Consider the following 12,715-nt stretch of genomic DNA (forward strand, 5'->3'; position numbering starts at 1 on the left):
ACGTGCTCGCCGCTAGGGTTGAGCTAATGGAGCATCCACCGACGCTGAGTTTTCGCGGCACCGTCGTGCACGGTGATAAGCGCGGGCGCGAGCTGGGGTTTCCCACGGCGAACATTTCGATCGGCGACCACGCTGATCTTCCCGTCGATGGCGTTTACGCCTGCTGGGTCACTTTTCCGCCGGCGACCGAGGCTCATGGCGCGACCATCAGCATCGGTGACAACCCCACTTTTGACGACGTGACCGAGCGTCGGGTCGAAGCCTTTATCCACGATTTCGATGGCGACCTCTATGGGGCCGAGGTCGAGTTCACGGTGCACTCGTGGCTGCGCGGAATGTTCCGCTACGAGAGCCTCGACGAACTGATCGAGAAGACAGCGGCGGATGTCGCGGCCTCCCGCATCGCTCTCGCTCTTCCGTCTCAGCTCCCGTAGCTTTCACGTCTCCCCACATTTGCTCATCTGAGCATCTTTGCCCTGGGATTTCGTTAGTCTTAGGCCATGCTTCTCAGTGATCGCGACATCCGGGCCGAACTCGCCTCTGGCCGCATCGGCCTAGACCCTCTCGATCTCGACATGGTGCAACCGTCGAGTGTCGATGTGCGGCTCGACCGCTTCTTCCGCCTCTTCGATAACCACAAATACCCGTTCATTGACCCGGCCGTTGATCAGCCCGATCTCACTCACCTGATGGAGGTGGATGCCGACCAGCCGTTCATCCTTCACCCCGGTGAGTTTGTGCTCGGTTCCACGTTCGAACTCGTCACTTTGCCCGATGATGTTGCTGCTCGCCTCGAGGGCAAGAGCTCACTGGGGCGCCTCGGTCTGCTCACGCACTCCACTGCGGGCTTCGTTGACCCTGGCTTCTCGGGTCACGTCACCCTCGAGCTCAGCAATGTTGCAACGCTGCCGATCAAGCTCTGGCCCGGCATGAAAATCGGGCAACTATGCTTCATCAAGACCACGTCGCCGGTGGAATCGCCCTACGGCTCAGGCCAGTACGGTTCGCGCTACCAGGGTCAGCGTGGTCCTACGGCCAGCCGCAGCTTCCAGAACTTTCACCGCACCGATGTGCGGGCGAATGATGCGGGTTCGCTCGGGGGCTAAACCTGTTCTAGTGACGCGTGAGTGAACCTTAGATCACGATTCGGATTCTCATACTTGTTTAATCCTCACTCTCACCTAATGTCGTCTTATGAACACATTCGGGGATTCGGGATCACACACTGCACGACTGACCACGCGAAGGATTGTCGCTACAGCATCCGCGGTTGTGGTCGCTCTCGTGCTGGCTGGATGCACGAACCCTGTGGGCGAAGGTACTCTCTCATTCGAGCCCACAGCGACTCCCGTTGAATCCACTTCAGCGCCTGTCGCTGAGCCGCTCGTGATCCCGTCCTGTGAGGAATTGCTCCCCTTGAGCCAGGTGGCGCAAGAGATGGGCGACACCACTGAACTCTTGCGGGTAGAGAACACCGGCGAGTTCGAGCTCGCGTGGCCTGGTCGCTATGAAGGGTTCGAGGACTTCTTGGCGGAGGTCCCGCTGAGCCAACAGTGCACCTGGGCTCCCACGGGGAGTTTTGAAGTCTTCGTAGAGCTGATGGTCGCCGATACCTCGAACACTGACCTCGACGCGCTGCGTGCTCACATTCTGGATTCCGGCTACGTAGCGGCTGAGAACGGTGGGGTTGAGACATACACCGGGCAAGCCGAGGGCTCATCGCGCGATCGATTCCCGACCCATCTTCTCGTCGACGACCTGTGGATCTACGTCACGCCCTATAGCCAGGAACTGGCCCTCAGCTACGGCAACGGTGCGCTCGAGCAGATTGCCGCAGCTAACCCGACTCGCGGCTACTAACCGTCGAGCTGCTCCAGCTGCTCCAACTGCCAGCCGAGCCACGGGCTGAAGGCGAACGGCGTACCGGCCACGGCGGCGTGCAGCGATTGCGGATCAACCCACTCGAATTCGTCGACTTCGTTGGGGTTCGGGGCTGCGGCATCCGCCGTCACTGCACGGTAGACGGGGCAAATCTCGTTCTCGACGATGCCGGAGGAGTCGACGGCGCGGTAGCGAAAGTCGGGCAGTACGAGCTGAACGTCACCGACGGTGATGCCGAGCTCGTACTTGGCCCGGCGGATGATCGCCGCAGCCATAGCTTCACCGGGGGCCGGGTGCCCGCAGAACGAGTTCGTCCAGACACCGGGCCAGGTGAGTTTCGAGAGCGCGCGACGGGTGACCAGCACCTTGCCGTCCGCGTTGTAGACGTGGCACGAGAACGCGAGGTGCAGGGCAGTGTCGGTCGTGTGAACGAGGGCCTTGTCGGCAACACCAATGTGTTCGCCGGACTCGGAGAGAAGTACAACCTGCTCAGGGATTTCACTCATGATCGCGATAGTCTGCCTAGGTGGAAAGAATCGAAATGCCGCACCTCATGTGTCGGCCTGCACTCAGCCTAACTAATGCGCTTGGGCGTGCGGACGGCGGGTGCGCGTGAGCTCGCGCCTCAAGCTGTACGACCGCGTTGCTGAAGACGCGGCGAGCATCGTCATTCGCAGCTATTCCACGTCGTTTTCTGCGGCATCCCGCCTGCTGGGCGTGGAGGTTCGGCAGCACGTCGAGAACATTTACGCACTGGTTCGCGTCGCCGATGAGATCGTCGACGGCGGTGCCGAAGAAGCCGGCCTCGACGTGATTGCCACGAGCCGCCAGTTGAATGAACTCGAGAAGGAAACCGAAAACGCGATCGCGAGCGGTTTCAGCTCGAACCTCATCGTTCATGCCTTCGCCCTCACCGCGCGCGAGGTGGCCTTCGGCCCAGAACTCACGGCTCCCTTCTTCGAGTCGATGCGCATGGATCTTAACCAGAAAGAGCACGACCAGGCCAGCTTCGACCGCTACGTATACGGCTCTGCCGAAGTCGTGGGGCTCATGTGCCTGTGCGCTTTCTTGCACGGCCACGAGGTCAGCGACGAGCAGCGCGCCAAGTTTGTGCACGGCGCACGAGCGCTGGGCGCAGCCTTTCAGAAGGTCAACTTCTTGCGCGACTTGGCCGACGACTTTGAGACTCTCGGTCGCAGCTACTTTCCGGGCGTCGACGTTGCAACGTTCACCGAAGCCGAGAAGATCCGGCTGCTCGACGACCTCGATGCCGATCTGCGGGATGCCGCGATCGGCTCAGAACTGCCGGCGAGCAGCAAGAAGGCTGTTGCGCTCGCCCACTCTCTCTTTGCCCAACTCTCCACGCGCATCCGGGCTACTCCGGCCAGCGAACTGGTGAAGACGCGGGTGCGCGTTCCGAATGTTGTTAAGCTGCGGTTGGCTGCGGTCGCCGCGATGGGAGTGACCCCTCGACCATGAGTGACGTTGTTGTAATTGGTGGCGGTATTGCCGGGTTAGCGAGTGCGGCATTGCTCGCGAAAGAAGGCCATTCGGTCACGCTGCTGGAGGGCCGCCCGGAGGTGGGCGGCCGCGCTGGTTCGTGGGAGCACGAGGGTTTCCGTTTCGACACGGGCCCGTCGTGGTACCTGATGCCTGAGGTCTTCGACCACTTCTACAAGCTGATGGGCACGACTGCCGCCGAGCAACTCTCGCTCGTCACCCTCGACCCCGGTTACCGGGTTTATTTTGAGGGAGAGAAAGAATCCCTCGACATCTCCACCGATCTCGAAGAGAACCTCGCGCTATTCGAGAGCATCGAGCGCGGTTCGGGCGCCCGCATGCGCAAGTACTTGGCCTCGGCCGAAGACACCTACGAGCTCGCTAAAAAGTACTTTCTCTACACGAGCTTCGCCGACCTGCGCACGAGTGCGACGAAAGAGGTGCTTGCCAAGGCGGCCCGCTTTATCCGTTTGCTTATCGAACCCCTGTCGAAGCTGGTTGCTCGCACCGTCAAAGACGACCGGTTGCGCAAAGTGCTCGGCTACCCGGCTGTCTTCCTCGGTTCCTCGCCGTACCTCACGCCGAGCATGTATCACCTCATGAGCCACCTCGACCTGTCAGATGGTGTGCTCTACCCGATGGGCGGCTTCACCCGGGTGATCGAAAGCATCGCTGACATCGCGCGGGCTGCTGGCGTCGACATCCGCACCGGTTCGAAGGTCACGCGCATCGTGACAGTCGATGGCGTTGCAACAGGTGTTGAGTACACGGATGCCGCGGGCAAGCGTCACACCCTGAACGCCGAGACCGTGGTCTCGGCCGCCGACCTCCACCACACTGAGACCACCATGCTGGAGTCAAGCGAGCAAACCTATCCCGCTGAGTACTGGGAGAAGAAGGTTCCCGGCCCCAGCGCGCTGCTGTTGTACTTGGGTGTGAAGGGCGAACTGCCCGAGCTCGAGCACCACACGCTGCTGTTCATGAAGGACTGGCAACAGGGCTTCGAGGCCATCTTTGGCAACGAACCCAAGGTGCCCGAGCCGGCATCGCTCTACATTTGCAAGCCCAGTGGCGTTGACCCGCATGTGGCACCCGAGGGATACGAGAATGTGTTTGTGCTCGTGCCAATTCCGGCCGACCCTGCCATTGGCCACGGTCAACTCGCAGGCGCCGGAGCTGGCGATGCGCGCATCGAAAAGCTCGCCGACTCGGTGATCTCGCAGATCAGTGAGTGGACCGGCATCCCCGACCTCGCCGACCGCATCACGGTGCGCCGCACGGTAGGCCCTGGCGACTTCGCCGATGACCTCAACGCGTGGCGCGGCACCGCCCTCGGCCCGGCGCACACGCTCAAGCAGAGCGCGTTCTTCCGCGCCGGCAATGTGAGCAAGAAGGTCAAGGGTCTCTACTATGTGGGTGGGTCCACCATCCCCGGCATCGGCCTTCCTATGTGTCTGATTAGTGCCGAAGTGCTCGTGAAGCGCCTGCGCGGCGACACCTCTGCTGGCCCGCTCGCTGAGCCGTTGACGCCCGTGGTCGCACCTCAACCGAGGCCCTGGCCGTGATTGTTCTCTACCTTCTTGCTCTGCTGATTTCCCTCACGGGAATGGTCGTGCTCGATCGGCGCTTTTCGCTGTTCTTCTGGCGGGATGCCCGGCGCGCCCGCATCGTGCTGCCGGTCGGCGTGCTCTTCTTTCTTGTCTGGGATCTTCTCGGTGTCGGCCTCGGCATCTTCTTCCGCGGCGAGACCGAGTTCATGACCGGACTGCTGGTGGCACCGGAGGTTCCGCTCGAAGAAGTCTTCTTCCTCACGCTGCTCTGCTATCTCACGATGAACGTCTACGGCGCCCTCTCGCGGGAACGCCCACATCCCTCCGTTCATCCCGCGGGCACTGGTTCGGCGGCCACCACCGAGGGGCGAGCGTCATGACCTACTGGCTCCTGAATGCCGTCTTTTTGGTGATCGTGGCGGCGCTCGCGGTGGCCGCGATCGCCACCTCACGCGCCCCGCGGTGGCGTGCAATTGCGATCACCGCCGGTATTCTGCTCGTGATGACCGCGGTCTTCGACAACGTGATGATCTCGGTCGGCCTGGTGGGGTACAGCGCGGATGCCATCAGTGGTGCTTTCATCGGTGTCGCTCCGCTCGAAGATTTCGCCTACACAATCGCCGCCGTCGTCGGGCTGCCGTGCTTGTGGACGCTGCTGGGTTCTCGCCGAAAGGACTCCCATGCTTAAGGATCTGTTCCTCTCCTCGCGACCGCTCAGCTGGGTCAACACGGCCTTCCCTTTTGCGGCCGCGTACTACCTGACCACCGGCGCCATCGACCTCACGTTCGTACTCGGCACCATCTTCTTCCTCGTGCCCTACAACTTGGCGATGTACGGCATCAACGACGTTTTCGACTACGAGTCCGACCTGCGCAACCCGCGCAAGGGAGGAGTCGAGGGTGCGCTTCTCGACCCGCGGATGCACCGGCCCACGCTCATCGCCGCCGCCGTCACGACCATCCCGTTCCTGATCTATCTCGTGGTGGTCGGTAACCCTCTCTCGTGGCTCGTGCTACTGATCAGCATGTTTGCGGTCGTCGCCTATTCGGCCAAGGGTTTGCGCTTCAAGGAGCGCCCGTTCCTTGACTCGCTCACCTCGAGCACCCACTTTGTCTCGCCCGCGATTTACGCGCTCGTTCTCGCCGGTGCCGTTTTTACGCCGCAGCTCTGGGCGGTACTGGGAGCTTTCTTCCTCTGGGGGATCGCCTCGCACGCCTTCGGAGCGGTGCAAGATGTGCTTGCCGACCGCGCGGCAGCCATCTCGTCCATCGCGACCGTCATTGGGGCGCGAGCCACCACCCGCTTCGCCGTTGTCGCGTACTTGGCCGGCGGCATCCTGCTGCTGTTTGCTGATTGGCCCGGCCCGCCCGCGGCGCTCCTCGTACTGCCCTATGCGGCCATGTGCGCACGATTCTGGAACATCACGGATGCCACCGCCGAGTCAGCGAACCGTGGCTGGAAGAACTTTCTGGCCCTCAACTTCATCACCGGGTTCTTCGTGACGATGCTGCTCATCTGGTGGGTGTTCATCCGCTAGCTTCTGGTTATCGCAGCGCTGAAGCTCTAATCCCGCACGCCACCACGGCCCAGATATTCTCTGAGCGCAACATCAGCATCCCGCGCCCTGAAGCCGGTGGCCTCAATCTTGGTGAGGTCGAGCACACTATTGAGTGGTCGAGGAGCGCCCTGAGCTGTGGCGAAATACTCGGCCGATTCGACTCCGGTCACGCGAGCTGCGTCGTGACCGGTCAGCTCAAAGATCCGTTGGGCTATGGCGGCCCACGATTGTGGCTGGCCCGCATTGGTCACGTTGTAGGTTCCAAACGCTGCGCGAGTAGCAATCAGATGGCGGATGCCCGCTGCGAGATCACTCGCAAAAGTGAGCCGCCCGACCTGGTCGTTGACCACGGACGGAGAGCTGCCGCGCTCGGCAAGGGAGGCCATGGTGCGCACGAAGTTGGCTCCTTCGCCGATGATCCAACTGGTGCGCACGATGTAGTGCCGCGGTACGGTCGAGACGATGGCGTCTGCCGCTGCCTTCGTTTGCCCATAGACGTTAAGCGGTGACGCCGGCTCCGTCTCCGGGTGCGGTGCGGTTGTGCCATCGAAGACGTAGTCGCTGGAGATGTGGATGAGGGTCAGGCGATGCTCCGTCGCAATGCGAGCAAGGGCTGCCGTGGCGGTCACGTTGATAGCCCATGCTGCGGCACGACCTTGTGCCGTTTCGGCGGCATCCACTGCGGTGTAGGCGGCGGCGTTGATCACGACGTCGTAGTCGGGCCAATGGATGTGGTCGAAGCATCCGCTGTCGCTGAGGTCAATGTGGTCACGAGTCGCAAACTCGGCTGTCGGTATCGTTTCGCGGAGTGCCGTGCCCAGCTGGCCTGCCGCTCCAAGCACCAGTGTTCTGCGAGGAGCGAGGGGGGCTACCGCCGTGAGCCGCGGATGCGACCGGTCCTTGTCGCTGAGTTCGGCATCCTGCAGGGGGATCGGCCAGTCGACGGCAATGCTCTCGTCGGCAAGGTTGAGGAAGGTGTAGCTGGCGCTGGAGCTCCAGTGCTCGTTGACGAGATAGCTATAGGCGGTGTCAGGCTCAAGTGTTTGGTAGGCATTGCCGACGCCGCGGGGAATGTAGATGGCGCGTGCCGCGTCGAGCTCCGCGGTAAATACTGTGCCGAACGTGGCGCCAGCACGGAGGTCGACCCAAGCTCCAAAAATGCGTCCTGTGGCAACCGACACGAGTTTGTCCCACGGTTCAGCGTGGATGCCACGAGTCGTTCCGATGGCGCCGTTGAAGGAGATGTTGTGTTGCACTGGGCCAAAGTCAGGAAGCCCAGCAGCGATCATTTTTTCGCGCTGCCAGTTCTCTTTGAACCAGCCACGATTGTCGCCGTGCACCGGCAGCTCTAGCAGCAGCAGTCCGGGGATAGGGGTCTCTGTAACGTGGGGCATCGCTACCGAGCCTGCGACAGATAGCGAGCCTCGGTGGCGGCCTTCTGCGGCTGCCACCAGTCTTCGTTGTCGCGGTACCACTGCACGGTTGCCTCGATACCGACCTCAAAATTGGAGAACTGCGGCATCCATCCGAGTTCAGTGCGAAGTTTCGTGGAGTCGATGGCGTAGCGCACATCGTGCCCGGGGCGCTCCGCAACGTGATCGTAGGCATCCGTCGGTTGGCCGAGGGCAGTAAGGATCAGCTCCATGACTTCTCGATTGTTTTTCTCGCCGTCAGCCCCGATGAGATACGTCTCGCCGATGTGGCCTCGCTCGAGAATCGTCAGCACGGCAGCGGAGTGGTCGGCGGCGTGAATCCAATCCCGCACGTTGAGGCCATCGCCATAAAGCTTGGGGCGCTCACCGGTGAGCACATTGGTAATCTGGCGAGGAATGAACTTCTCAACGTGCTGGCGTGGGCCGTAGTTGTTGGAGCAGTTGCTGATGGTGGCCTGCACACCAAATGACCGAACCCACGCGCGCACGAGAAGGTCTGATCCTGCTTTGGTCGATGAGTACGGGCTCGACGGGTTGTAGGGAGTCTGCTCGGTAAAGCGGCTCGGGTCATCAAGCTCGAGATCGCCATAGACCTCATCGGTGGAGACATGGTGAAAACGCTTCTGGTGGCGTCGCACCGCTTCGAGCAGGATGTAGGTGCCCACGATGTTGGTGTCGAGAAACGGCCGTGGGTCGTCGAGCGAATTGTCATTGTGAGATTCGGCGGCGTAGTGCACCACGATGTCGGTTCCGGCGACGAGCGCGTCAACCACCGAGGCGTCGGTGATGTCGCCCCGGACAAAGCTGAACCGTGCCGCATCAAGCCCGTCGAGCGACGCACGATTACCGGCATAGGTCATTTTGTCGAGCACGGTGACGTGATGGTCGGTGTTCTCGAGAATGTAGTGGACGAAATTCGAACCGATGAATCCAGCGCCGCCGGTCACAAGCATCCTGCTCATCTGGTCTACCTCCCGCGTTCGAGCATTTCGAGCAAATACGAGCCGTATCCCGATTTAGTGAGGCGTTCGGCGCGCTCACGAAGTTCGTCGTCGGTCAGCAATCCTCGGCGCCATGCGACTTCTTCGGGGCAGCCAATTTTGAGCCCCTGACGTCGGGAGATCGTGCGGACATAGTCACTGGCATCCGTCATCGAATCAAAGGTTCCGGTGTCGAGCCAGGCCGTTCCTCGCGGCAAAACTTCGACCTTGAGTTTTCCGGCGTTGAGGTAGGCGCTGTTCACGTCGGTGATTTCATATTCGCCGCGGGCGGAAGGGGTGAGCCCGGCGGCGATATCGAGCACGTCATTGTCATAGAAGTAGAGCCCGGGCACGGCGTAGTTGCTTTTCGGATGGGCCGGCTTCTCATCGAGGGAGACAGCGATAAATTGAGAATCGAATTCGACAACGCCATAGGCTTCGGGCTCCGCTACCCAGTAAGCGAAGATGGCAGCGCCGTCGATGTCGGCAAAGCGGCTGAGCTGAGAACCGAGGCCCGGTCCATAGAAGATGTTGTCGCCCAATACCAGCGCCACGGAATCATTGCCCACAAAGTCGGCACCAATAACGAAGGCTTGGGCGAGCCCGTTCGGTTCGGGCTGCACGGCGAAAGTCAGAGAAATACCGAACTGCGAGCCATCGCCGAGGAGTTTCACGAACTGCTCCGCGTCATGCGGGGTGGTGATGATCAGGATGTCGTTGATGCCGGCAAGCATCAGCGTAGACAGGGGGTAATAAATCATCGGCTTGTCATAGATGGGCACGAGCTGTTTGGAAATGCTCAGCGTTATCGGGTGGAGCCGTGTTCCAGACCCGCCTGCAAGGATTATTCCCTTCATGAACCCAGTATTGTGCGCCAGCTGTACATCGCCTAGCGCTTTACAGGATTGGTCCGCAGTCCTACTGGTTCTGAACGGTGAGGTTTTTGGCCATGGTCTCGAGCACTGTGACTGTGGTCTCGTATTGCTCAGGGGTGACGCCTTCAGTCGCCTTTTGGCGGCCCGCGGCGATCACGACGGTGAGGCGGTCGACAACAACACGGCCGCGATCGGTGAGTTCAAACAGTGCGCCGTCGGTTGTGAGCCACTCGCTCTCGACAAGTTCATTGAGCGACTCGAGCGACGTGGTGTGCAACCCCTGCGTCGGGGGCACAGCGCCGTTTGCGCGGTCTAAGAACGGCGCGATTTCGATGTCGAGAAGCTCGACACCGGCAGCGCCTTTCGACAGCACAGTGAGCAGTTGCCATTGGCGGCGAGTAATTCCGTGCTCTTCGAGGGTGGTGGCGAAGAGCTCATCAATGATGCGATCGACGAGCTTCACCCAGTAACTGATGGGTTGTTGCGTGTCCATAATCCGACAGTACTCCTCGTGCCGCGAATTAGTAGACGAAACCGAGTTCTTCGGGGTAGTCGCCCAGAGCAGTGAGCTGGGTAGCCGCCTGCTGCAGGTGAGACAGGGTGAGACCGAGCGTGCGCGGTCCAAAGCTCACGCGAGCTACGCCGAGCTCGGCGAGAGTTTTTAGCGGCACATATCCTGTTCCGCCAATCACCGAAATGGGCCCATCGATCTGAGCGATCGCTTGGGCGACCATTTGCTCGTTAGTGAGGCCGAGAACGAAAATGCAGTCGGCGCCAGCGGCAAGGTAGGTGTTTGCGCGGGCGACCATGTCATCCCATTCGCCGCCACCGGCCAACACATCAACGCGGGCGTTGATCGCGATGGGCACACCGGTAGCGTCGCCAGCTGCGCGGGCCGCAGCGACCCGTGCAGCAGCGTGGTCGAGGTCGAACAGCGGAGCTTTGGCCGGGCCCGAGCTGTCTTCGATGTTCAGCCCAGCAGCGCCAGCCGCGATCAATCGTTCGACGTTTACTTGCACGCCGTCGGCATCCGGCGAGTAGCCCTTTTCGAAGTCCACCGAGACGGGGATTTCGACGGCAGTACAGATAATGGATGCCGCCTCGATGGCCTGATCAACGGTGAGGCCTTCGCCGTCGGAAACTCCGCGGGCGAAACTCACGGCATGGCTTGCGGTGGCAAGGGCGCGAACGCCGGGAGCCTCGGCAACCACGCGGGCGGTGATGGCATCCCACACGTTGGAGACAATCAGGGGCGTGCCAGGGATGTGGAGTGAGCGGAGAAGTTCGGCGCGGGCGGCGGGGGAGCTGGGGGCGATTTCAGTCATGCTCCCAGCATGCTCCGCGTGCGCGCTGGACACCAGTGAATTTCAGACGCGACCAGCAAACTCTCGGCAACGCGAGCTAGTCGATCACTGACTGTTTCGCCTTCACCGGCAGCATCAGCACGAGGCCGGCGAGCAGCACGATCACGATTCCGATGATGCCGTAGCGGGTGTCGCCGGTCATGGCGACGAAGAGCGTGAAGAGTCCAGGGGCGAGGAAGCTCACGGCGCGGCCAGTCGTGGCGTAGAGGCCGAAGATTTCGCCCTCGCGGCCGACTGGAGTAACGCGAGCGAGGAAGCTACGGCTTGCCGCCTGCACCGGTCCGACGAACAGTGTCAGGAAGAGGCCAGCGATCCAGAACCCGGTTTGGGCATCGCCGACGAAAAGCACCGCGAGGCCGGCGAGCACGAGGCCGATGAGAGAGCCGATGATCACATTCTTAGCCCCAAGCTTGTCGTCGAGCCATCCGCCTACAAAGGTTCCGATGCCAGCGACGAGGTTGGCGGCGACGGCGAAGTAGATGACCTCGCTCGGGCTGAAGCCAAACACCTGCGCCGCAATGATCGCGCCGAACGTGAAGACGGCGGCGAGGCCATCACGGAACACCGCGCTCGCGAGCAAGAACATGAGAACCTGCGGGCTCTTCTTGGCGAGGGTCTTGATAGTGCCGAAGAGCTTGGCGTAGCTGCCGAAGAAGCTCACGCGGTTCTCGCGGGCGCCAGCAGGAATCTCGGGCACTGCAATCAGCACGGGGATGGCGAAGATCGCGAACCACACCGCGGAGGCAAGCACGGCGTACCGCACATCGAGCGCACCGCCATCAGCGCCGAAGGGCACATTGAGCAGACCGTTACCGGTTTCGCTTCCAAAGTTCTGAATAAACAGCACGAGCAGGACGATCAGCAGCACGATTCCGCCGATGTAGCCGAGCCCCCAACCGAACCCAGAGACGCGGCCCACTGTCTTAGGGGTGGACACCTGCACGAGCATCGCGTTGTAGTTGACGCTCGCAAACTCAAAGAAGATATTGCCAGCCGCGAGGAGTGCGGCGCCCAGATAGATATACGACGGCACGGGCACCACGAAGAACATGGCACCCATTGCGACCACAACGAGGCCTGTATTAATAGCAAGCCACAATTTTCGGCGACCGGAACCATCCGAACGTTGACCCAAAATGGGAGCGAGGACGGCGACGAGGATGCCCGCAATGGTGAGTGCGCCCGAGATGATGGTGGTGTTGTTGGCTTTGGCCAGAACGAGCGCCGGGTTCTTGTCATCGTCGGCCGCTGCGGCCACGATCTCGGGGTCAATGAATAGACCACTCGCCAGGTACGTACTGAAGACGAAGGTTGTGACGACCGCGTTGAAGGCTGCGGAGCCCCAATCCCAGAGCGCCCACGCGCGCACGCGGCTCTTGGGGATCGGTGAATCAGCGAGGAGTCCCTGCCCGACAGTGCCGATTGCTCGCGTGTTCGAGACGCGCGGAACAGCAGGCACGCTAGGGACGTCGTTGTCGGGAGTCTTGTCCGTCATGCGAACAGGCTAGTGGTGTGCGGTAAACAATGGGGGCTGAAGTTGCGATGCGCGTGTTGGGCTGCCCAATTCTTCACG

At 61.4% G+C, this 12,715-nt stretch carries 15 protein-coding genes; 8 read left to right on the top strand and 7 right to left on the bottom strand.

Going from position 1 to position 12,715, the window contains the following annotated elements; translation table 11 throughout:
* Positions 1 to 26: 26 nt before the first annotated feature.
* From I6E60_RS01855 to I6E60_RS01865, 3 genes are all read left to right on the top strand, one after another.
* Positions 27 to 434 (top strand): riboflavin kinase, encoded by a 408-nt coding sequence (locus tag I6E60_RS01855; protein WP_197122500.1) that lies wholly within the window; start codon positions 27 to 29, stop codon positions 432 to 434.
* Positions 435 to 500: 66 nt separating this feature from the next.
* A complete protein-coding gene (gene dcd, locus I6E60_RS01860) occupies positions 501 to 1,106 on the top strand; it encodes a dCTP deaminase (RefSeq protein WP_197122501.1) in 606 nt (201 codons plus the stop codon).
* An 88-nt stretch (positions 1,107 to 1,194) separates the two neighbouring features.
* A complete protein-coding gene (locus I6E60_RS01865; RefSeq protein WP_197122502.1) occupies positions 1,195 to 1,860 on the top strand; it encodes a hypothetical protein in 666 nt (221 codons plus the stop codon).
* Here the strand turns inward: I6E60_RS01865 and idi are convergent.
* Positions 1,857 to 2,387, bottom strand: coding sequence for an isopentenyl-diphosphate Delta-isomerase (gene idi / locus I6E60_RS01870; RefSeq protein WP_197178585.1), 531 nt, complete (start codon positions 2,385 to 2,387; stop codon positions 1,857 to 1,859). The genes I6E60_RS01865 and idi overlap by 4 nt on opposite strands.
* A 106-nt stretch (positions 2,388 to 2,493) precedes the next feature.
* Between idi and I6E60_RS01875 the strand changes: the two genes are divergently transcribed.
* Genes I6E60_RS01875 through I6E60_RS01895 form a run of 5 tightly spaced genes read left to right on the top strand, consistent with a single transcriptional unit; the run spans position 2,494 to position 6,469 of the window.
* Entirely contained in the window at positions 2,494 to 3,360 is an 867-nt protein-coding gene (locus I6E60_RS01875) for a squalene/phytoene synthase family protein (protein ID WP_197122504.1), read from the top strand.
* Positions 3,357 to 4,946, top strand: coding sequence for a phytoene desaturase family protein (crtI, locus tag I6E60_RS01880; protein WP_197178588.1), 1,590 nt, complete (start codon positions 3,357 to 3,359; stop codon positions 4,944 to 4,946). The genes I6E60_RS01875 and crtI overlap by 4 nt, the downstream gene beginning before the upstream one ends.
* Positions 4,943 to 5,311, top strand: a complete 369-nt coding sequence (locus tag I6E60_RS01885) for a lycopene cyclase domain-containing protein (protein WP_197178590.1) — start codon at positions 4,943 to 4,945, stop codon at positions 5,309 to 5,311. Before crtI ends, I6E60_RS01885 begins: the two co-directional genes overlap by 4 nt.
* Positions 5,308 to 5,619, top strand: a complete 312-nt coding sequence (locus I6E60_RS01890; protein WP_197178592.1) for a lycopene cyclase domain-containing protein — start codon at positions 5,308 to 5,310, stop codon at positions 5,617 to 5,619. The genes I6E60_RS01885 and I6E60_RS01890 overlap by 4 nt, the downstream gene beginning before the upstream one ends.
* On the top strand, positions 5,612 to 6,469 hold the full coding sequence (locus I6E60_RS01895) for a prenyltransferase (RefSeq protein ID WP_197122509.1): 858 nt from the start codon (positions 5,612 to 5,614) through the stop codon (positions 6,467 to 6,469). Before I6E60_RS01890 ends, I6E60_RS01895 begins: the two co-directional genes overlap by 8 nt.
* 26 nt (positions 6,470 to 6,495) lie before the next feature.
* On the opposite strand, the gene I6E60_RS01900 is transcribed toward I6E60_RS01895, so the two are convergent.
* The 6 genes from I6E60_RS01900 to I6E60_RS01925 all read right to left on the bottom strand — a co-directional run bounded on the left by I6E60_RS01900 (position 6,496) and on the right by I6E60_RS01925 (position 12,637).
* The gene (locus tag I6E60_RS01900) at positions 6,496 to 7,884 is read right to left on the bottom strand and encodes a bifunctional dTDP-4-dehydrorhamnose 3,5-epimerase family protein/NAD(P)-dependent oxidoreductase (protein WP_197178594.1); all 1,389 of its coding nucleotides are present in this window, start codon (positions 7,882 to 7,884) and stop codon (positions 6,496 to 6,498) included.
* Positions 7,885 to 7,886: 2 nt separating this feature from the next.
* Positions 7,887 to 8,885 (bottom strand): dTDP-glucose 4,6-dehydratase, encoded by a 999-nt coding sequence (gene rfbB / locus I6E60_RS01905; protein ID WP_197122513.1) that lies wholly within the window; start codon positions 8,883 to 8,885, stop codon positions 7,887 to 7,889.
* 5 nt (positions 8,886 to 8,890) lie between these two features.
* Positions 8,891 to 9,760, bottom strand: a complete 870-nt coding sequence (rfbA, locus tag I6E60_RS01910; protein ID WP_197122515.1) for a glucose-1-phosphate thymidylyltransferase RfbA — start codon at positions 9,758 to 9,760, stop codon at positions 8,891 to 8,893.
* 61 nt (positions 9,761 to 9,821) lie between these two features.
* Positions 9,822 to 10,271 (bottom strand): hypothetical protein, encoded by a 450-nt coding sequence (locus I6E60_RS01915; protein WP_197122517.1) that lies wholly within the window; start codon positions 10,269 to 10,271, stop codon positions 9,822 to 9,824.
* A gap of 28 nt (positions 10,272 to 10,299) precedes the next feature.
* Positions 10,300 to 11,103 carry an isocitrate lyase/phosphoenolpyruvate mutase family protein gene (locus I6E60_RS01920; protein WP_197122519.1) on the bottom strand — a complete coding sequence of 268 codons (804 nt, stop codon included), beginning with the start codon at positions 11,101 to 11,103 and terminating at the stop codon, positions 10,300 to 10,302.
* 76 nt (positions 11,104 to 11,179) lie between these two features.
* Complete coding sequence (locus I6E60_RS01925; protein WP_231601096.1) at positions 11,180 to 12,637, bottom strand: MFS transporter; 1,458 nt, start codon at positions 12,635 to 12,637, stop codon at positions 11,180 to 11,182.
* Between the last annotated feature and the right edge of the window lie 78 nt (positions 12,638 to 12,715).

Origin of the sequence: Salinibacterium sp. SWN167, assembly GCF_015864665.1 — a bacterium.
Lineage (GTDB): Bacteria > Actinomycetota > Actinomycetes > Actinomycetales > Microbacteriaceae > Rhodoglobus.

Excerpts from the sequence above, each read along its gene's own strand:
- I6E60_RS01855 (WP_197122500.1), top strand. The coding sequence starts at position 27 with ATGGAGCATCCACCGACGCTGAGTTTTCGCGGCACCGTCGTGCACGGT.
- dcd (WP_197122501.1), top strand. The coding sequence starts at position 501 with ATGCTTCTCAGTGATCGCGACATCCGGGCCGAACTCGCCTCTGGCCGC.
- I6E60_RS01865 (WP_197122502.1), top strand. The coding sequence starts at position 1,195 with ATGAACACATTCGGGGATTCGGGATCACACACTGCACGACTGACCACG.
- idi (WP_197178585.1), bottom strand. The coding sequence starts at position 2,387 with ATGAGTGAAATCCCTGAGCAGGTTGTACTTCTCTCCGAGTCCGGCGAA.
- crtI (WP_197178588.1), top strand. The coding sequence starts at position 3,357 with ATGAGTGACGTTGTTGTAATTGGTGGCGGTATTGCCGGGTTAGCGAGT.
- I6E60_RS01890 (WP_197178592.1), top strand. The coding sequence starts at position 5,308 with ATGACCTACTGGCTCCTGAATGCCGTCTTTTTGGTGATCGTGGCGGCG.
- I6E60_RS01895 (WP_197122509.1), top strand. The coding sequence starts at position 5,612 with ATGCTTAAGGATCTGTTCCTCTCCTCGCGACCGCTCAGCTGGGTCAAC.
- I6E60_RS01900 (WP_197178594.1), bottom strand. The coding sequence starts at position 7,884 with ATGCCCCACGTTACAGAGACCCCTATCCCCGGACTGCTGCTGCTAGAG.
- rfbB (WP_197122513.1), bottom strand. The coding sequence starts at position 8,885 with ATGAGCAGGATGCTTGTGACCGGCGGCGCTGGATTCATCGGTTCGAAT.
- rfbA (WP_197122515.1), bottom strand. The coding sequence starts at position 9,760 with ATGAAGGGAATAATCCTTGCAGGCGGGTCTGGAACACGGCTCCACCCG.
- I6E60_RS01915 (WP_197122517.1), bottom strand. The coding sequence starts at position 10,271 with ATGGACACGCAACAACCCATCAGTTACTGGGTGAAGCTCGTCGATCGC.
- I6E60_RS01920 (WP_197122519.1), bottom strand. The coding sequence starts at position 11,103 with ATGACTGAAATCGCCCCCAGCTCCCCCGCCGCCCGCGCCGAACTTCTC.
- I6E60_RS01925 (WP_231601096.1), bottom strand. The coding sequence starts at position 12,637 with ATGACGGACAAGACTCCCGACAACGACGTCCCTAGCGTGCCTGCTGTT.